Source organism: uncultured Bradyrhizobium sp. (assembly GCF_936928535.1).
Lineage (GTDB): Bacteria > Pseudomonadota > Alphaproteobacteria > Rhizobiales > Xanthobacteraceae > Bradyrhizobium.
On record NZ_CAKZHY010000021.1, the window covers coordinates 1 to 18,361 of the forward strand.

The window sequence follows — 18,361 nt, forward strand, 5'->3', positions numbered from 1 at the left end:
ACCACCACGTCGCGCCCGGGTGGCGGCCCCTTGGGTCGCGCCCCCGCAGTTGCTGCCGGACCGGACGAGGACGATGGTCCGCGCCAGATCCGTCGTGGCCCCGGCGGCGCCGCGCGCCCCGTGGTGGCGCCCAAACCCACCCACAAGCCTGGCCCGCAGAAGGAGCGCGGCCGCCTGACCGTCGTCACCGCGCTCAATGCCGACGAGGTTCGCGAGCGCTCGATCGCCTCGTTCCGCCGCCGCACCCAGCGCCTGAAGGGCCACGCCTCGAACGAGCCGAAGGAAAAGCTCATTCGCGAAGTGACGATCCCGGAAGCGATCACCATCCAGGAACTCGCCAACCGCATGTCCGAACGCGCGGTCGACGTCATCCGCATGCTGATGAAGCAGGGCGCGATGCACAAGATCACCGACGTGATCGACGCCGACACTGCGCAGCTGATCGCCGAGGAGCTCGGCCACACCGTCAAGCGCGTCGCCGCGTCGGACGTTGAAGAGGGTCTGTTCGACCAGGTCGACGATTCCACCGACACCGAGACGCGGTCGCCGGTGGTGACCGTGATGGGCCACGTCGACCACGGCAAGACCTCGCTGCTCGACGCGCTCCGTCATGCCAACGTGGTCTCCGGCGAAGCCGGCGGCATCACCCAGCATATCGGCGCCTATCAGGTGCTGTCGCCCGAGAGCGGCAAGAAGATCACCTTCATCGACACGCCCGGCCACGCCGCGTTCACCGCGATGCGCGCCCGCGGCGCCAAGGTCACCGACATCGTCGTGCTAGTGGTCGCGGCCGATGACGGCGTCATGCCGCAGACGGTCGAAGCCATCAACCACGCCAAGGCCGCGCGCGTGCCGATCATCGTTGCCATCAACAAGATCGACAAGCCCGACGCAAAGCCCGAGCGCGTCCGCACCGAGCTGCTCCAGCACGAGGTGCAGGTGGAATCCTTCGGCGGCGACGTCGTCGACGTCGAAGTGTCCGCCAAGAACAAGACCAATCTCGACAAACTGCTCGAGATGATCGCACTGCAGGCCGATATCCTCGACCTGAAGACCAATTCGGAGCGTCCGGCCGAGGGCACCGTGATCGAAGCCAAGCTCGATCGCGGCCGTGGTCCGGTCGCGACCGTATTGGTCCAGCGCGGCACGCTGCGTGTCGGCGACATCATCGTCGCCGGCGCCGAAATGGGCCGCGTCCGCGCGCTGATCTCCGATCAGGGCGAGACGGTTCAGGAAGCCGGCCCCTCGGTGCCGGTCGAAGTGCTCGGCTTCAACGGTCCGCCGGAAGCCGGCGATCGTCTCGCGGTCGTCGAGAACGAAGCCCGCGCCCGCCAGGTCACGAGCTATCGCGCGCACCAGAAGCGCGAGAACGCGGCGGCCTCGATCTCGGGCATGCGCGGCTCGCTCGAGCAGATGATGTCCCAGCTGAAGACAGCGGGCCGCAAGGAATTCCCGCTGATCATCAAGGCCGACGTGCAAGGCTCGCTGGAAGCGATCTTGGGCTCGCTGGAGAAGCTCGGCACCGACGAAGTCGCAGCCCGCATCCTGCATGCGGGCGTCGGCGGCATCTCGGAATCCGACGTCACGCTCGCGGAAGGCTTCAACGCCGCGATCATCGGCTTCTCGGTTCGTGCCAACAAGGAAGCTGCTGCCGCCGCCAAGCGCAACGGCATCGAGATCCGCTACTACAACATCATCTACGATCTCGTGGACGACGTGAAGAAGGCAATGAGCGGCCTGCTCGCGCCGACCTTGCGCGAAACCATGCTGGGCAATGCTGCGATCCTGGAGATCTTCAACATCTCCAAGGTCGGCAAGGTTGCCGGCTGCCGCGTCACCGACGGCACCGTGGAGCGCGGCGCCAATGTGCGCCTGATCCGCGACAACGTCGTCGTGCACGAAGGCAAGCTGTCGACGCTGAAGCGCTTCAAGGACGAAGTGAAGGAAGTCCAGGCCGGCCAGGAATGCGGCATGGCCTTCGAGAACTATCACGACATGCGTGCCGGTGACGTGATCGAGTGTTATCGCGTGGAGACGATCCAGCGCTCCCTGTAAGTCCAAATCTTACCGAAGCGCCCGGATCTTTTTGAGCTGAAATTGCGGGAGTGCGATGGCCGGATTTTTTCCGGCCATCCACGCTCCATTCGTTTCAACAGGACAAATGACAATGCTCGTGTCCCAACGCGGGCACGACGAGGTGATTTTCGACCATGCCACGGCATCATCAGAAAAAGAGTTCCGCGCCCGGCGGCTCGCAGCGCCAGCTGCGCGTCGGCGAGCAGGTTCGCCACGCGATAGCCGATATTCTGGCGCAAGGCAGTGTGCATGATGCGGATCTCGAAGGCCACATCATCACCGTGCCGGAGGTGCGGATGTCGCCCGATCTGAAGCTCGCGACAATCTACGTGATGCCGCTCGGTGGCCGCGACACCGAGCTCGTCATCACTGCGCTCGATCGCAACAAGAAATTCCTGCGCGGCGAAGTCGCGCGGCGCGTTAACCTGAAATTTGCACCTGACCTTCGCTTCCGCGTCGACGAACGATTCGACGAAGCGGAACGGATCGAGAAGCTTTTGCGAACACCTGCGGTGCAGAAGGACTTGGACAAGAATCCGGATTCGGATCGGGAAGAAGAGCAATGATGATGGACCCGGCTCACGGCACGATTGCCAGCAACGAGGCCGACACGCGCGACATCCAGCAAAATAATTTTGCAGATGTCAGCGGCAATGCGCAGCCGCATCAGGAGGCGCGCCGCGTCAACAACGATCCGCGCGCGAACAAGCAGAAGGGCAATCAGGTGCGCCGCGACCGGCGCGACGTGCACGGCTGGGTCGTACTCGACAAACCGATCGGCATGACCTCGACGCAGGCCGTCGCCGTGCTCAAGCGCCTGTTCAACGCCAAGCGCGCCGGCCACGCGGGCACGCTCGATCCGCTCGCCTCCGGCGGCCTGCCGATTGCGCTGGGTGAAGCCACCAAGACGGTTCCTTTCGTGATGGACGGCCGCAAGCGCTACCGCTTTACGGTATGCTGGGGCGAGGAGCGCGACACCGATGATATCGAGGGCCAGGTCACGGCAACGTCGGACCGGCGCCCGACCCGCGAGGCCATCTTGGCCCTGCTGCCGCGATTCACGGGCGTGATCGAGCAGGTTCCGCCGCGCTATTCGGCGATCAAGGTCCAGGGCGAGCGGGCTTATGACCTCGCCCGCGACGGCGAAGTCGTGGAACTGGCGCCCCGCCCGGTCGAGATTCACCATTTAGCCCTTGTAGATCAACCGGATAACGACCGGGCCGTGTTCGAGGCCGAGTGCGGCAAGGGAACCTATGTCCGGGCGCTCGCCCGCGATATGGGCCGGATTCTGGGCACTTTCGGCCATATCTGCGCGCTCAGGCGGACCCTGGTCGGCCCATTCAGCGAGAATGACATGATTCCGCTGGATCAACTGGAGGCTTTGTGCGATAGAGCCGCGTCCGGCGAGGGAAGCCTCGCCGACGCGCTAATGCCCGTTGAGACCGCGCTGGACGACATCCCGGCACTGGCCGTCACTCGGGCTGATGCGGCAAGGCTCCATCGGGGCCAGGCCGTTTTGTTGCGCGGACGGGATGCGCCCACAAGTAGCGGCACAGTCTATGTCACGGTGGCAGGCCGTCTTTTGGCGCTTGCCGAAGTTGGCAATGGCGAAATCATCCCCAAGCGTGTGTTCAACCTGACCGGCTTGACTGCCTCAACCGGTCGCAACGAGAGAAATTGACGATGTCGATTGCCGCAGAACGCAAAGCGGAAGTCATCAAGACGAATGCCACCAAGGCCGGTGATACCGGTTCGCCAGAGGTTCAGGTCGCGATCCTTTCGGAACGCATCAACAACCTGACCAGCCACTTCAAGACCCACGTGAAGGACAACCATTCGCGTCGTGGCCTCCTGAAGCTGGTCTCGACCCGCCGCTCGCTCCTCGACTACCTGAAGAAGAAGGACGAGGCGCGGTACAAGGCGCTGCTCGAGAAGCACAACATTCGTCGTTAAGAGTTCTTGCGCGCGCCACTGGCGCGCGTTTTAGCGCGTGGTTTCGAGCGAAAGCGCTTATTGCAGGGTTTTTGATCGAGGCTCACGCGTACGTCCGGTGCGGGCCAATGACGCTGCGCATCCGGGGCATGATCGGCGAAGACCAAAGGTTCGGTGTTCGCAATCGTGCCGACTGACAGTCCAGCAGCAATCCGGCGGCTGGGCGCAACGGGCAAGGTGCCCGTATGACCCGAAAGGATGGACGCCATCCGACATCCAAAAACCATGGCAGGATCGCAGGACGCTGATCGCCCGCTCCGATCAGCGTCCTGCAATCTTGACATGGTTTTTGTTTTTCGAGCCGTCCCTTCTTTCGAGAACCCATGAAAGAAGACCTCTATGTTCAATAAGCATTCAGTCGAGATCGACTGGGGCGGACGCCCTCTCAAGCTCGAAACCGGCAAGATCGCACGCCAGGCCGACGGCGCCGTCATCGCCACCTATGGCGAGACCGTGGTCCTTGCCACCGTCGTCGCGGCGAAGACGCCGCGTGAAGGCGTCGACTTCCTGCCGCTGACCGTCGACTACCAGGAAAAGACCTACGCGGCTGGCCGCATTCCCGGCGGCTATTTCAAGCGCGAGGGTCGTCCGACCGAGAAGGAGACGCTGGTCTCCCGCCTGATCGACCGTCCGATTCGTCCGCTGTTCGTCGACGGCTGGCGCAACGAGACCCAGGTGATCGCCACCGTGCTGTCGCACGACATGGAGAACGACCCCGATATCGTCGCGCTCGTGGCCTCCTCCGCTGCGCTGACTCTCTCGGGCGCTCCGTTCAAGGGCCCGATCGGCGCCGCCCGCGTCGGCTTCGCCAATGACGAGTTCATCCTCAACCCGACGCTCGACGAGATGGTCGACACCCAGCTCGACCTCGTCGTCGCCGGCACCGCCGACGCCGTGCTGATGGTGGAATCGGAAGCCAAGGAGCTGAACGAAGACATCATGCTCGGCGCCGTGATGTTCGGTCACCGCCACTTCCAGCCCGTGATCAACGCGATCATCGAGCTCGCCGAGAAGGCCGCCAAGGAGCCGCGCGAAGTCACCGTCATCGACAACGCCGCGCTCGAGAAGGAAATGCTCGGCCTGGTCGAGCAGGAGCTGCGCGCCGCCTACGCCATTCCGGTCAAGCAGGATCGCTACGCCGCGGTCGGCAAGGTCAAGGAGAAGGTGATCGCCCACTACTTCCCCGAAGGGCAGGAGCCGAAATACGACAAGCTGCGCATCAGCGCCGTGTTCAAGGAGCTCGAGGCGAAGATCGTTCGCTGGAACATCCTCGACACCGGCAAGCGCATCGACGGTCGCGACTCAAAGACCGTGCGCAACATCATCGCCGAAGTCGGCGTGCTGCCGCGCGCCCACGGTTCGGCGCTGTTCACCCGCGGCGAGACGCAGGGCCTGGTCGTCACCACGCTCGGCACCGGCGAGGACGAGCAGTACATCGACGCGCTGTCGGGAACGTACAAAGAGACGTTCCTGCTGCACTACAACTTCCCTCCCTATTCGGTCGGTGAGACCGGCCGCCTCGGCGGCACCAAGCGCCGCGAGATCGGCCACGGCAAGCTTGCCTGGCGCGCGATCCATCCGGTGCTGCCGCCGCATCACGAGTTCCCCTACACGATCCGCGTGGTCTCGGAGATCACCGAATCCAACGGCTCCTCGTCGATGGCTTCGGTCTGCGGCGCCTCGCTCGCACTGATGGACGCCGGCGTGCCGTTGAAGCGGCCGACCGCGGGCATCGCGATGGGCCTGATCCTCGAAGACAAGCGCTTCGCGGTTCTCTCCGACATCCTCGGCGACGAAGACCATCTCGGCGACATGGACTTCAAGGTGGCCGGCACCGAGCAAGGCATCACCTCGCTCCAGATGGACATCAAGATCGAGGGCATCACCGAGGAGATCATGAAGGTCGCCCTCGGCCAGGCCAAGGAAGGTCGCATCCACATCCTCGGCGAGATGGCGAAGGCGCTCACCAACGCCCGCGCCGAGCTCGGCGAATACGCGCCGCGCATCGAGACCTTCAAGATCGCCACCGACAAGATCCGCGAAGTGATCGGCACCGGCGGCAAGGTGATCCGCGAGATCGTCGAGAAGACCGGCGCCAAGGTCAATATCGAGGACGACGGCACCGTGAAGGTCGCCTCCAGCGACGGCGAAGCGATGAAGGCCGCGATCAAGTGGATCAAGTCGATCGCCTCCGATCCGGAAGTCGGCCAGATCTATGACGGCACCGTCGTCAAGGTGATGGAGTTCGGCGCCTTCGTGAACTTCTTCGGTTCAAAGGACGGCCTGGTTCACATCAGCCAGCTCGCGGCCAACCGCGTGCAGAAGACCTCCGACGTCGTCAAGGAAGGCGACAAGGTCAAGGTCAAGCTGCTCGGCTTCGACGACCGCGGCAAGACCCGCCTGTCGATGAAGGTCGTCGACCAGACCACCGGCGAAGACCTCGAAGGCAAGGGCGGCGACGGCGAGAAGGCTCCGCGCGAAGCGGCCGGCGAGTAATCGCTTCAAGCCATTTCAGAAACACGAAGGGCGGCGTTTCGGCCGCCCTTTTTGTTTGTCGCTTGCTATGCGCTGGGATCACGCTGCGATGTCGAACCGGTCGAGGTTCATCACCTTGGTCCAGGCCTTAGCGAAGTCAGCCACGAACTGCTGCTTGGCATCCGACGAGGCATAGACCTCGGCGAAGGCGCGGAGCTGCGAGTGCGAGCCGAAGATCAAATCGGCACGCGTGGCGGTCCACTTCACCGCATTGGTCTTGCGGTCGCGGCCCTCGTAGGAGCCGTCGGCAGCCGCCGTCCACGCCGTGCTCATGTCGAGCAGGTTGACGAAATAGTCGTTGGACAGCGTGCCCACCTTGGAGGTGAAGACGCCGGCCTTCGACCCGTTCGCATTTGCACCGAGCACGCGCAGGCCGCCGACCAGCACGGTCAACTCAGGACCCGAGAGCTTCAGAAGCTGCGCGCGATCGACGAGCGCTTCTTCCTGCTGCAGGAACTGATGCCTCTTGCTGACATAGTTGCGGAAGCCATCGGCGCGCGGCTCGAGCGGCGCGAAGGACTCGACGTCGGTCTGATCCTGCGTCGCATCCATGCGGCCCGGCGTGAAGCCAACCTTCACGTCGACGCCAGCATCCTTGGCGGCCTTCTCGACCGCGGCGGTGCCGCCGAGCACGATCAGGTCAGCAAGCGAGACCTTCTTCGCACCAGTGCTGAACTCCTTCTGGATCGCTTCGAGCTTGCCGAGCACCTTGGAGAGCTGGGCCGGCTGGTTGACCTCCCAGTCCTTCTGCGGAGCAAGACGGATGCGCGCACCGTTGGCGCCGCCGCGCTTGTCCGAGCCACGGAAGGTCGAGGCCGAGGCCCAGGCGGTCGAGACAAGCTCGGACACCGAGAGACCCGACGCCAGGATCTTCGACTTCAGCGCAGCGATGTCCTGATCACTGACCACCTCGTGGTTCAGGGCCGGGATCGGGTCCTGCCAGATCAGCGTCTCCTTCGGCACCAGCGGGCCGAGATAGCGCTGGATCGGGCCCATGTCGCGGTGGGTGAGCTTGAACCAGGCGCGGGCAAAGGCGTCCGCGAACTGATCGGGATGCTCGAGGAAGCGGCGCGAGATCTTCTCATAGGCCGGATCGAAGCGCAGCGAGAGGTCGGTGGTCAGCATCGTCGGGCGATGCTTCTTCGACTTGTCGAACGGATCAGGAATGATCGCGTCGGCACCCTTGGCGGTCCACTGGTTCGCACCGCCGGGGCTCTTCGTCAGCTCCCATTCGTACTTGAACAGGTTCTCGAAGAAATTGTTGCTCCACTTCGTCGGCGTCGTGGTCCAGGTCACCTCGAGACCGCTGGTGATGGAATCACCGGCGAGGCCCGACGCGTGCTTGCTCTTCCAACCGAGGCCCTGATCTTCTAGCGCGCCTGCTTCCGGCTCCGCACCGACCAGCGACGGGTCGCCCGCGCCGTGGGTCTTGCCGAAGGTGTGGCCGCCCGCGATCAGCGCGACGGTCTCTTCGTCGTTCATCGCCATGCGGAAGAAGGTTTCGCGAATGTCCTTGGCTGCGGCGACCGGATCCGGCTTGCCGTTCGGGCCTTCCGGATTGACGTAGATGAGGCCCATCTGCACGGCGCCGAGCGGCTCGGCGAGCTGGCGTTCGCCGCTGTAGCGCTCATCGCCGAGCCAGGTGCCTTCGGGACCCCAATAGAGCTCTTCCGGCTCCCAGACATCGGCGCGACCACCGGCGAAACCGAAGGTCTTGAAGCCCATCGACTCCAGCGCGACGTTGCCGGCGAGCACCATCAAATCGGCCCAGGAAATCTTGCGGCCGTATTTCTGCTTGATCGGCCAGAGCAGCCGGCGAGCCTTGTCGAGGTTGGCGTTATCGGGCCAGGAGTTGAGCGGAGCGAAACGCTGCTGACCGGCACCGGCGCCGCCGCGGCCGTCCGTGATGCGATAGGTGCCCGCGCTGTGCCAGGCCATGCGGATCATCAAGCCACCATAGTGACCGAAATCGGCGGGCCACCATTCCTGCGAATCCGTCATCAGGGCGGTGAGGTCCTTGATGACCGCGTTCAGGTCGAGCGTCTTGAATTCCTTGGCATAGTCGAACGCCTCGCCCATCGGGTCGGACAGGCTGGAATTCTTGTGCAGCATATCGATGCTGAGATTGGTGGGCCACCAGTCGCGGTTTGCTGGCACGCGTTTGCCGCCCGAAAACGGGCACTTCGAAGTGTCGTCCATGAATACCTCCTCTGGTGGCGTCGCACTCGCGCCATTTACCAGGTCGAACCACTCTAGGCGTCGCCTTCGATCAGGGGAAGTTGACTTTAATGATCGCTGCGATAGTTTTTTCTGATGATCAACCTCACCCTGCGCCAGCTGCGCTATTTCGACGCATTGGCGCGCCACGGTCATTTCGGCCGCGCCGCGGAGGCCTGTTCCATTTCGCAGCCGGCGCTGTCGATGCAGATCAAGGAGCTCGAGCAGGCGCTCGGCGGGCTGCTGCTGGAGCGTAGCGCGCGCCAGGTCGCGCTGACCCGGTTTGGCGAGGAGCTTGCGCAGCGTGTCCGCGACATCCTGCGCTCGGTCGATGAACTCGGCGATTTCGCCCGCGCCTCGCAGGACCGCTTTGCCGGCCGCCTGCGCATCGGCATGATTCCGACGATTGCGCCTTATCTCTTGCCCAAGATCACCAAGAATCTCACGCGCATGCATCCGGAGCTCGACATCCGCGTGCGCGAGACGATGACGCCGCGCTTGATCCAGGAGCTGGTGGAAGGCCGCCTCGACACCGCCATCGTCGCGCTGCCGGTGTCCGAGCCCTCGCTCACCGAGGTCGCATTGTTCGAGGAGAAATTTTTGCTGGTGCGGCCCGGCACGGATGCAGGCACCCCAGCGCCGTCGCGCGAGATGATGCGCGAGATGCGGCTGTTGCTGCTCGAGGAGGGCCATTGTTTCCGCGACCAGGCGCTGTCGTTCTGCAACATGCAATCGGCGCCGCCGCGCGAGATGCTGGATGCGAATTCGCTGTCGACGCTGGTCCAGATGGTCAGCGCCGGCATTGGCGTCACGCTCATTCCGGAAATGGCGGTATCGGTGGAGACGCGATCGGCGTCGGTTTCGCTGTCGCGCTTCCGCGACCCCGAGCCGTCGCGCACCATCGGCATGGTCTGGCGCAAAACAAGCCCGCTGGCGCGGCAGCTGCTGCAGATCTCCGAAGTGGTGTGCCTGTCCGCCGGCAAGGTGCGCCCGCGGCAAGCCGCGCGCAGCGTGAAGGCTTGAGATGTCTGATCCGATCATCCGCCCGGCGCACGCCGACGAATATGACGAGATCGGTCGTGTCTGGATGGAGAGCTGGATCTCGACCGGGCTCGGCGAAGCCAGCGAATTCCTGCTGGCAAACCTGCGCGCACGCATCCGGCGCGAGATCGAGAACGGCTGGAGCCTGTTCGTCGCCGACGACGTCGGCACCATTGCCGCGATGCTGGCGCTGCACCTGCCGAAGCTCCATCTCGACATGCTGTTCGTCGCGCCCGCCTATCAGGGGCAATCGCTCGGTCGGAAGCTGCTCGCCTTCACGCGTACGCAAATGCCCGACGAGATGTACCTGCGCTGCGTTCGCGAGAACGAAAAGGCCTGGCGCTGGTACGAGCGCGAAGGCTTTGTGTTCGAGAGGGAAGAGATCGAACCGTCGAACGGGTTCGTGATGAAATACTACCGGTGGAAGCGGCCCACCGGGTAGCCAGCGATCGTATAGACGATCGCGGCGGGTTACTCCGCAGCCTTGAGATCATCAGGCCTCGGCATCAGCACGATGTTGTAGCCGGAATCGACATAGTGGATTTCGCCGGTCACGCCGCCCGAGAGATCCGACAGCAGATACAGCGCCGAGCCGCCGAGCTCGTCGAGCGTGACGCCGCGGCGGAGCGGCGAATGCTTCTGCATGTATGCGAACATGGCGCGTGCCTCGCCGATGCCGGAGCCGGCGAGCGTGCGGATGGGGCCGGCGGAGATCGCGTTGACGCGGATGCCGCGCGGTCCGAAATCCGAGGCGAGATAGCGCACCGAGGCTTCCAGTGCCGCCTTGGCGACGCCCATCACGTTGTAGTTCGGCATCGATCGCTCAGAAGCGCCGAAGGTCAGCGTGATCATGCTGCCGCCGTCCGTCATCAGCTCGGCCGCGCGCTTTGCGACCTCCGTGAACGAGAAGCAGGAGATCACCATGGTGCGCGAAAAATTCTCGCGGCTGGTGTCGGCGTAGCGACCTTTCAGCTCGTTCTTGTCGGCGAAGCCGATCGCGTGAATGACGAAATCGAGCTTGCCCCATTTTTCGCGAAGCGCGGCGAAGGTCGCATCGACGCTGGCGATGTCCTCGACGTCGCAAGGCAGCACCAGCTCCACGCCAAGCTGCTCCGCCAGCGGCTTGACGCGCTTGCCGAGGGCCTCGCCCTGGAAGGTGAAGGCAAGCTCGGCGCCGTGAGCATGCAGCGTCTTCGCCATGCCCCAGGCGATCGAATGATCATTGGCGATGCCCATGATCAGACCGCGCTTGCCTTTCATCAGACCTTCCATTGCCTGCTAACTCCACTGTCAGTGTCATCGCCCGCGCGGGCGGGCGATCCAGTATTCCAGAAGCGGTCGTAAAAAATCGAGAAGCCGCGGCGTATAGGATGCCCCGCCCCCGTGCGCAATTGCGCACTAGGCGGGGCATGACAGCTTGTGGGCTCACACGTCCATCCGGCTGAACACCAGCGTGGCGTTGGTGCCGCCGAAGCCGAACGAGTTCGACAGCACGGTGCCGATTTTGACGTTGTCGATGCGCTTGCGCACGATCGGCATGTCGGCGAACACGGGATCGAGCTCCTGGATGTGCGCACTCTCGCAGATGAAACCGTTCTTCATCATCAGCAGCGAGTAGATCGCCTCCTGCACGCCGGTCGCGCCCAGCGAGTGGCCTGTCAGCGCCTTGGTCGCGGAGATCGGCGGGCACTTTTCGCCGGCGCCGAACACGCGACGAAGCGCATCGATCTCGGGCGGGTCGCCGGCCGGCGTCGAAGTGGCGTGCGGGTTGATGTAGTCGACCTTGGTCTTCACCGTCGACATCGCCATGCGCATGCAGCGCTCAGCGCCTTCGCCCGACGGCGCAACCATGTCGTAGCCGTCCGAGGTCGCACCATAGCCGACGATCTCGCCGTAGATGCGCGCACCGCGCGCCTTGGCATGCTCAAGCTCTTCCAGCACCAGCACGCCGGCGCCGCCGGCGATGACGAAGCCGTCTCGATTGACGTCATAGGGACGCGAGGCGGTGGCGGGCGTGTCGTTGTACTTCGAGGACATCGCGCCCATGGCGTCGAACAGCACCGACAGCGACCAGTCGAGCTCCTCGCAGCCGCCCGCGAAGATGACGTCCTGCTTGCCGATCTGAATCGTCTCATAGGCATTGCCGACGCAGTGGTTCGAGGTCGCGCAGGCCGAGGAGATCGAATAATTCACGCCCTTGATCTTGAACCAGGTCGCAAGCGTTGCCGACGCTGTGGACGACATCGCCTTCGGCACGGCAAACGGACCGACGCGCTTGGGTCCCTTGGTGCGGGTGATGTCGGCGGCTTCGACGATGGTGCGAGCGGACGGACCACCGGAGCCCATGATGATACCGGTGCGAATGTTGGAGACTTCGTCAGGCGACAGGCCGGAGTCCTGGATCGCCTGTTCCATTGCGATGTGATTCCACGCGGCGCCCTGGCCGAGGAAACGCATCGCACGGCGGTCGACGACCGTCGAAGGATCGAGCGTGGGCGCACCTTGCACCTGCGAGCGGAAACCGAGTTCGGCATATTTCTCGGCCCGCGAAATGCCCGACTTCGCCTCGTGGAGGCTTGCAAGCACTTCCTGGGTGTTGTTTCCGATCGACGAGACGATACCCATCCCGGTGACCACAACCCGCCTCATGACAGCCTCGCCTAAATCGTTGTCTTCTTGGTGATGCGCTTAGCCCAGGCTCACGCCCTGCTTGAACAGGCCGACCTTCAGATCCTTCGCGCGATAAATAATCTGGTCGTCGACCGAAAGCCATCCGTCGGCAATGCCGAGCACCAGCTTTGAACGCATCACGCGCTTGATATCGACGTTGTACACAACCTTGCGAGCCTCGGGCAGCACCTGGCCGCCGAACTTCAATTCGCTGAGGCCAAGCGCACGGCCGCGACCTTCGCCACCGCTCCAGCCCAGATAAAAGCCGACCATTTGCCACAGCGCGTCGAGGCCGAGACAACCCGGCATCACCGGATCGTTCTTGAAGTGGCAGCCGAAGAACCAGAGATCGGCCTTCACGTCGAGCTCGGCGCGCACCAGGCCCTTGCCGAATTCGCCGCCATTGTCGTTGATTTCCGTGATGCGGTCGAACATCAGCATCGGCGGTAGCGGCAATTGCGCATTGCCGGGGCCGAACATCTCGCCGCGGGCACATGCCAGCAAATCTTCGTATTCGTAACCATTGCGCCTGTTCAGCATGCGGAAGCCTCTGTTTGAACCCCGATTGAGCGGCGTTTCTGGCAAAAATGGGCCCCATCCTGCTCGGATGGCAACACCCATTGCCATCCTCAGGCGCCAATACCGAGAGCCGGATCGGCCGCGGGCCGGGCCCCAATGCCTGGCCGCGCCAAAATCGGTTGGGCGGAACCGCGCGCTCTCTAACACAGGCCTTTTCGGGTAGCAAAGCCGTCCCATGAAGGTAAAATGACGAAGCTTCGGGGCAGTTCCTCAGCTGATTAGAACCACTCTAGTTGCGAGAAACTTGCATCTGCATCTATCTGTCCATATATTGCAGATAGATAGTGTTCACGCGTGCCCGAATCCTGGAAATGAGCGAAAACAACGCGATCCGTCACGACGAAGATGCGCATGCGGCCCTTCTGTCCGGCCGCCAGCCGGCCCTGACCGGCTGCCCTTGGCACGACGTCAACGAAATGCTCCAATCTGCCGGCTTGCGCCCGACGCGTCAGCGCATGGCGCTCGGCTGGCTGCTGTTCGGGAAGGGCGCGCGCCATCTCACGGCTGAAATGCTGTATGAGGAAGCGACGCTGGCCAAAGTGCCGGTCTCGCTTGCGACCGTCTACAACACGCTGAACCAGCTGACCGATGCCGGCCTGCTGCGCCAGGTCAGTGTGGACGGCACCAAGACCTATTTCGACACGAACGTCACCACCCACCACCATTACTACCTCGAGAACAGCCACGAGCTGGTCGATATCGAGGATCCGCATCTGGAGCTGTCCAAGATGCCGGAGGTGCCAGAGGGGTACGAGATCGCACGCATCGACATGGTCGTGCGCCTGCGCAAGAAGCGCTGACACTACCTAAAAAATCGAATTGAGATCGTCATGGCCGGGCTTGTCCCGGCCGTTGTTGTTTCGCGTCGTCATTCCGGGGCGGTGCGCAGCGCCGAACTATGGTGCGCTCTTGCGCACCTGAGAATCTCGAGATCCCGGGTTCTCGCTGCGCGAGCCCCTGGATGACGCCTCCAGCGTCAATTCACCTGCTCGTCCGCGTAGACGCCCCAGAGGCGCTCCTGCTGGATCCAGCCGTCAAAGCCATTGCCGGTGACGTGGCACCAGCTGGTGGTGCATTTTTTCACTGTGGTCACGACCCCGGCCTGGAGCTTTGCGGCCACCGCGCTGTCGGGATCGGCATGGTCATAGATCGGCGCCAGTTCGTCCTTGTGCTTCATGGTGACCACCGCAGTGCGGCGGCCCGACAGGAGAGAATGATAGACCCAACCCTCGGCGCCCTCGGAATCGCGCACCCGACGCCAGTTCTCGAACTCTGCGGTGATTTCGACCGGCAGACCGGCCCTTGTGTAGACCCAGGCCACGTCATTGTCCTTGGTCGGGCCCGCGCGGACGTTCACGTGATCCGATTTGAGGCTGACATAGCGCGGCACGGGAAGACCGCTGGCGGTCTGGGGCGTGGTGTCCTTGGCCGAGTGCGAGGGGCCGACCGAAGCGCTCCACCAGGTGCAAACGAGCGCCATCACCGAACAAAAACGCCCCAACGCCATCAACCCGTCTCCTGTCGAAGACCCGGCTAAACCGGGTCCTCACCCCAAATTCCAAAACCTGCCGCGCACGCCCCTCCCCCGCCCCACGCGGGTGTTCCCGAAGCGCTAGTCCTGGTTCTTGTCTTGGGCCGGCCTTCTGCTAGAGAGGACGGACATCTGAACAACCAGTTTGCCCCGATTTTCCGGTCGGAAAGCGGGGCGAAAGCTTGAAGGAAACGCCGGGGACGACACGGCAAAGGCAGTGTCGAACAACCGGGTTAATGAGGCCTCAACAGCCGGCCTTTGGCGACAAAGACCGCCTGCAACGCCTCATGAGGGCAAGACATGTCGGTGAAGAAAAAGCCCCTCGTCGTGGTGACGCGCAAGCTGCCGGACTCGATCGAGACCCGGATGCGCGAGCTGTTCGACGCGCGCATCAATCTGGACGACACGCCGATGTCGGCCGAGCAGCTCGCCGAAGCGGCGCGCACCGCCGACATCCTGGTTCCGACCGTCACCGATCACATCAGCGCCGACATCGTCAACCAGGCTGACTGCAAGCTGAAGCTGATCGCCAATTTCGGCAACGGCGTCGACAATATCGATGTCGAGGCCGCGCATGCCCGCGGCATTACCGTGACCAACACGCCGAAGGTTTTGACCGAAGACACCGCCGACATGACCATGGCGCTGATCCTGGCCGTGCCGCGCCGGATGATCGAAGGCGCCTCGGTGCTGACGGAGGGGAAACCCTGGGCCGGCTGGTCGCCGACCTGGATGCTCGGCCACCGCATCGGGGGCAAACGCCTCGGCATCATCGGCATGGGCCGCATCGGCCAGGCGGTCGCGCGCCGCGCCCGCGCCTTCGGCCTGCAGATCCACTATCACAACCGCCGTCCCGTCGCTCCGAAGATCGCCGAAGAGCTCGGCGCGACCTATTGGGAAAGCCTCGACCAGATGCTGGCGCGGATGGACATCATCTCGGTGAACTGTCCGCACACGCCGGCGACCTACCATCTGCTGTCGGCGCGGCGGCTGAAGCTGATCCGCAAGGATGCCTACATCGTCAACACCGCACGCGGCGAAGTCACCGACGAAGATACGCTGATCAAGCTGATCGAAGGCGGCGAGATCGGCGGCGCCGGCCTCGACGTCTACGAGCACGAGCCGGCGGTCAATCCCAAGCTGGTGCGGCTCGCCAAGGCCGGCAAGGTGATACTGATGCCGCATATGGGCTCGGCCACGATCGAGGGCCGCGTCGAGATGGGCGAGAAGGTGATCATCAACATCCGCACCTTCCTCGACGCGCACAAGCCGCCGGACCGCGTGCTGCCGAGCATGCTGTAACCTGATGACCGCAATCAGGTACGATGGATGCTGAGATCGTCGAACACCGGCCCGTCGCCGTTGAGCGGATTGGCGGGATCGCGCGTATAGCGCAGCGTCTCGAAACGCATCGCACGCGCGTCGATCATCAGCAGGCGGCCGACGAGACCCTCGCCGAAGCCGACGATCTCGCGGATCGCCTCCAGCGCCATCATCGAGCCGAGCACGCCGGCGAGCGCGCCCATGACGCCGGCCTCCGCGCAGGCCGGCACGGTGCCTGGCGGCGGCGCTTCCGGAAACAGGCAACGATAGGTCGGATTGAATTCGCCTTGCTCATTCGTCTCATGCGCGCGGATCGTGGTGAGCGAGCCGTCGAAGGTGCCGAGCGCCGCCGTGATCAGCGGCCGCTTCGCAAAGAAGCAGGCGTCGGAAGCGAGATACCGCGTCGAGAAATTGTCGGAACCGTCGAGCACGAGATCGTAACCGCCGATCAGCGAGAGCGCATTGTCGGCATTGAGCCAGGTGGCGTGGCCGACGAAGCGGACGTGCGGATTGAGTTCTGCGATCCGCTCGGCCGCGCTCTCGACCTTATGGCGACCGATATCGGGCGTGGTGTGAATGACCTGGCGCTGCAGATTCGAAAGCGACACCACGTCGTCATCGACCACACCGAGCGTGCCGACACCGGCGGCAGCCAGATACATCAGGGCAGGCGCACCGAGCCCGCCGGCGCCGATCACCACCACGGAGGCCTTTTTCAACGCAGCCTGACCCGGGCCTCCGACATCGCGCAGCACGATATGGCGGGCATAGCGTTCGAGTTCGTCCGGGCTCAGCATCGTCCTTCGTCCCTCTCAACCCTCATGGTGAGGAGGCGCAAAGCGCCGTCTCGAACCATGCAGGCCCCGCTGCGACAGCTCGGCCTTCATCCTTCGAGACGCCGCTTCGCGGCTCCTCAGGATGAGGCTCAACTCCTGAACCAGCCCAACATTGTTCGCGACCAACGAGATGTGCTTCAATGGCAGCGCGTTCAATGGGCTGGCTGGATTTGTCATGAGATCGATGCTTGCGGCAACACTGATGTTGGCCTCCGCCACAGGCGCCGGCGCCCAGATGACGGCGCCACAGGTCCCCGGCACAAAGCCGAAGACGGTCCAGACCGTTCCGATCAAGCCGCCCGCCCTGCAAACGCCGTCGGAAACGGCCTATGCCATGGCGCAGGCCGAACGGCTATCGCTGCAGTCCGACCTCGCCTGGGTCGGCGAGTATAACGGCGCCATCACCGGCGACGTCAGCTCCCGCATGGTCGATGCCATCAAGCAATACCAGAAGGCCAAGGGCGGCAAGCCGACCGGCGTGCTCAATCCGCAGGAGCGCGCCGCGCTGGCCGAGACCGCACGGCGCAAGCAGGACAGCGTCGGCTGGAAAATCGTGACGGAGATGACCAGCGGCGCGCGGCTCGGCATCCCCTCCAAGCTGGTACCGCAGCAGGCGACCGACGCCAACGGCTCGAAATGGACCTCGCCGACCGGCACGGTGCAGGTGCTGCTGAGCCGTCGCAAGGAGGCGAATCCGACCACCGCAAAACTCGCCGACGCCGAGAAGAAGGAACCGGCCGGCCGCAAGGTCGATTACACCGTCGTGAAGCCCGATTTCTTCGTGCTGTCAGGATTGCAGGGCCTGAAGAAGTTTTACGTGCGCGGCACCTTCAAGGGCGACGAAGTCCGTATCATGACGATCCTGTACGATCAGGCGACCGAAAACACGGTCGAGCCTGTCGTGATCGCGATGTCGAGCGCGTTCAATGCTTTTCCATCGGGGCCGCAAGCAGGGCCGCCGCCGCGCAAGACCGTCGAATACGGCACCGGTATCGTCGTCAGCGACGACGGCGCAATCGTCACGGATCGTCTCGTCACCGATTCCTGTCTCGCCATCACCATCGGCGGCTACGGCAATGCCGATCGCCTCACTGAAGACAAGGAGCACGATCTCGCGCTGTTGCACATCTACGGCGCGCGCGGATTGAAGCCGCTCAGCCTGACCGGCGGCGCGGCAAAGACTGCTGTCGATGTCGTCGGCATCGCCGATCCGCAGAGCCAGGGCGGTGCAGCCGGCGTATCGAGCGTCAAGGGCGCGCTGGCGCCGATGACGAGCAGCGACTCCGCGTTGTCGCCGCCACCCGCTGTCGGCTTCTCCGGAAGCCCCGCCCTCGATAGCGACGGCAAATTCGCGGGAATTGCGCTGTTGAAGCCGGCGATGGTCGCAGGGCCTGCGACCACGTTGCCGGCGTCGCAAGCGGTGATGGTTTCCGCAGAGACGGTGCGTGACTTCCTGAAGGCAAACGACGTCACCGCGAATGGCACGTCGAACGATGCGAAGGCCGCCGTCGTGCGCGTGATCTGCGTGCGGAAGTAACTCGGACGGCGGCCGCGATACTTC

At 63.8% G+C, this 18,361-nt stretch carries 16 protein-coding genes; 10 read left to right on the top strand and 6 right to left on the bottom strand.

Annotated features, from left to right (window positions below; translation table 11 throughout):
- From infB to pnp, 5 genes are all read left to right on the top strand, one after another.
- The coding region (gene infB, locus Q0687_RS02345; protein ID WP_298871732.1) for a translation initiation factor IF-2 at positions 1-2,055 on the top strand (2,055 nt) is incomplete at its 5' end.
- A 155-nt stretch (positions 2,056-2,210) separates the two neighbouring features.
- Positions 2,211-2,642, top strand: a complete 432-nt coding sequence (gene rbfA / locus Q0687_RS02350; protein WP_298871734.1) for a 30S ribosome-binding factor RbfA — start codon at positions 2,211-2,213, stop codon at positions 2,640-2,642.
- Complete coding sequence (truB, locus tag Q0687_RS02355; RefSeq protein WP_298871735.1) at positions 2,639-3,757, top strand: tRNA pseudouridine(55) synthase TruB; 1,119 nt, start codon at positions 2,639-2,641, stop codon at positions 3,755-3,757. Before rbfA ends, truB begins: the two co-directional genes overlap by 4 nt.
- Before the next feature lie 2 nt (positions 3,758-3,759).
- Positions 3,760-4,029 (top strand): 30S ribosomal protein S15, encoded by a 270-nt coding sequence (gene rpsO / locus Q0687_RS02360; protein WP_028133641.1) that lies wholly within the window; start codon positions 3,760-3,762, stop codon positions 4,027-4,029.
- Between the two features lie 378 nt (positions 4,030-4,407).
- Entirely contained in the window at positions 4,408-6,564 is a 2,157-nt protein-coding gene (pnp, locus tag Q0687_RS02365; RefSeq protein WP_298871744.1) for a polyribonucleotide nucleotidyltransferase, read from the top strand.
- Between the two features lie 78 nt (positions 6,565-6,642).
- On the opposite strand, the gene katG is transcribed toward pnp, so the two are convergent.
- Positions 6,643-8,802: a catalase/peroxidase HPI gene (gene katG / locus Q0687_RS02370; RefSeq protein WP_298871747.1), complete on the bottom strand. Its 2,160-nt coding sequence runs from the start codon at positions 8,800-8,802 to the stop codon at positions 6,643-6,645.
- A gap of 114 nt (positions 8,803-8,916) precedes the next feature.
- On the opposite strand from katG, the gene Q0687_RS02375 reads away from it, so the two are divergent.
- Together Q0687_RS02375 and Q0687_RS02380 are read left to right on the top strand one after the other, a co-directional pair.
- Positions 8,917-9,843, top strand: a complete 927-nt coding sequence (locus Q0687_RS02375; RefSeq protein ID WP_298871749.1) for a hydrogen peroxide-inducible genes activator — start codon at positions 8,917-8,919, stop codon at positions 9,841-9,843.
- A 1-nt stretch (position 9,844) separates the two neighbouring features.
- Positions 9,845-10,303 carry a GNAT family N-acetyltransferase gene (locus Q0687_RS02380; RefSeq protein ID WP_298871751.1) on the top strand — a complete coding sequence of 153 codons (459 nt, stop codon included), beginning with the start codon at positions 9,845-9,847 and terminating at the stop codon, positions 10,301-10,303.
- Positions 10,304-10,332: 29 nt separating this feature from the next.
- Here Q0687_RS02380 and fabI read toward each other — a convergent pair whose 3' ends face one another.
- The 3 genes from fabI to fabA form a co-directional block, all read right to left on the bottom strand.
- Positions 10,333-11,133 (bottom strand): enoyl-ACP reductase FabI, encoded by an 801-nt coding sequence (gene fabI, locus Q0687_RS02385; protein ID WP_298871754.1) that lies wholly within the window; start codon positions 11,131-11,133, stop codon positions 10,333-10,335.
- 153 nt (positions 11,134-11,286) lie between these two features.
- Positions 11,287-12,510 (bottom strand): beta-ketoacyl-ACP synthase I, encoded by a 1,224-nt coding sequence (gene fabB, locus Q0687_RS02390; protein WP_298871757.1) that lies wholly within the window; start codon positions 12,508-12,510, stop codon positions 11,287-11,289.
- A gap of 39 nt (positions 12,511-12,549) precedes the next feature.
- Positions 12,550-13,071, bottom strand: a complete 522-nt coding sequence (gene fabA, locus Q0687_RS02395; protein ID WP_298871759.1) for a bifunctional 3-hydroxydecanoyl-ACP dehydratase/trans-2-decenoyl-ACP isomerase — start codon at positions 13,069-13,071, stop codon at positions 12,550-12,552.
- A gap of 350 nt (positions 13,072-13,421) precedes the next feature.
- On the opposite strand from fabA, the gene irrA reads away from it, so the two are divergent.
- On the top strand, positions 13,422-13,910 hold the full coding sequence (irrA, locus tag Q0687_RS02400) for an iron response transcriptional regulator IrrA (RefSeq protein ID WP_128948747.1): 489 nt from the start codon (positions 13,422-13,424) through the stop codon (positions 13,908-13,910).
- Between the two features lie 176 nt (positions 13,911-14,086).
- Here the strand turns inward: irrA and Q0687_RS02405 are convergent, their stop codons facing one another.
- Entirely contained in the window at positions 14,087-14,617 is a 531-nt protein-coding gene (locus Q0687_RS02405; RefSeq protein WP_298871765.1) for an SH3 domain-containing protein, read from the bottom strand.
- A gap of 324 nt (positions 14,618-14,941) precedes the next feature.
- On the opposite strand from Q0687_RS02405, the gene Q0687_RS02410 reads away from it, so the two are divergent.
- Entirely contained in the window at positions 14,942-15,943 is a 1,002-nt protein-coding gene (locus tag Q0687_RS02410) for a D-glycerate dehydrogenase (RefSeq protein WP_298871768.1), read from the top strand.
- A 14-nt stretch (positions 15,944-15,957) separates the two neighbouring features.
- Here Q0687_RS02410 and moeB read toward each other — a convergent pair whose 3' ends face one another.
- Positions 15,958-16,761, bottom strand: coding sequence for a molybdopterin-synthase adenylyltransferase MoeB (moeB, locus tag Q0687_RS02415; protein ID WP_298871771.1), 804 nt, complete (start codon positions 16,759-16,761; stop codon positions 15,958-15,960).
- 214 nt (positions 16,762-16,975) lie between these two features.
- On the opposite strand from moeB, the gene Q0687_RS02420 reads away from it, so the two are divergent.
- A complete protein-coding gene (locus tag Q0687_RS02420) occupies positions 16,976-18,337 on the top strand; it encodes a serine protease (RefSeq protein ID WP_298871773.1) in 1,362 nt (453 codons plus the stop codon).
- The last annotated feature ends 24 nt before the right edge of the window (positions 18,338-18,361 follow it).

What these genes read in the sequence shown, in the direction of transcription:
- rbfA (WP_298871734.1), top strand. Translation starts at nt 2,211, where the DNA reads ATGCCACGGCATCATCAGAAAAAGAGTTCCGCGCCCGGCGGCTCGCAG.
- truB (WP_298871735.1), top strand. Translation starts at nt 2,639, where the DNA reads ATGATGATGGACCCGGCTCACGGCACGATTGCCAGCAACGAGGCCGAC.
- rpsO (WP_028133641.1), top strand. Translation starts at nt 3,760, where the DNA reads ATGTCGATTGCCGCAGAACGCAAAGCGGAAGTCATCAAGACGAATGCC.
- pnp (WP_298871744.1), top strand. Translation starts at nt 4,408, where the DNA reads ATGTTCAATAAGCATTCAGTCGAGATCGACTGGGGCGGACGCCCTCTC.
- katG (WP_298871747.1), bottom strand. Translation starts at nt 8,802, where the DNA reads ATGGACGACACTTCGAAGTGCCCGTTTTCGGGCGGCAAACGCGTGCCA.
- Q0687_RS02375 (WP_298871749.1), top strand. Translation starts at nt 8,917, where the DNA reads ATGATCAACCTCACCCTGCGCCAGCTGCGCTATTTCGACGCATTGGCG.
- Q0687_RS02380 (WP_298871751.1), top strand. Translation starts at nt 9,845, where the DNA reads ATGTCTGATCCGATCATCCGCCCGGCGCACGCCGACGAATATGACGAG.
- fabI (WP_298871754.1), bottom strand. Translation starts at nt 11,133, where the DNA reads ATGGAAGGTCTGATGAAAGGCAAGCGCGGTCTGATCATGGGCATCGCC.
- fabB (WP_298871757.1), bottom strand. Translation starts at nt 12,510, where the DNA reads ATGAGGCGGGTTGTGGTCACCGGGATGGGTATCGTCTCGTCGATCGGA.
- fabA (WP_298871759.1), bottom strand. Translation starts at nt 13,071, where the DNA reads ATGCTGAACAGGCGCAATGGTTACGAATACGAAGATTTGCTGGCATGT.
- irrA (WP_128948747.1), top strand. Translation starts at nt 13,422, where the DNA reads ATGAGCGAAAACAACGCGATCCGTCACGACGAAGATGCGCATGCGGCC.
- Q0687_RS02405 (WP_298871765.1), bottom strand. Translation starts at nt 14,617, where the DNA reads ATGGCGTTGGGGCGTTTTTGTTCGGTGATGGCGCTCGTTTGCACCTGG.
- Q0687_RS02410 (WP_298871768.1), top strand. Translation starts at nt 14,942, where the DNA reads ATGTCGGTGAAGAAAAAGCCCCTCGTCGTGGTGACGCGCAAGCTGCCG.
- moeB (WP_298871771.1), bottom strand. Translation starts at nt 16,761, where the DNA reads ATGCTGAGCCCGGACGAACTCGAACGCTATGCCCGCCATATCGTGCTG.
- Q0687_RS02420 (WP_298871773.1), top strand. Translation starts at nt 16,976, where the DNA reads ATGAGATCGATGCTTGCGGCAACACTGATGTTGGCCTCCGCCACAGGC.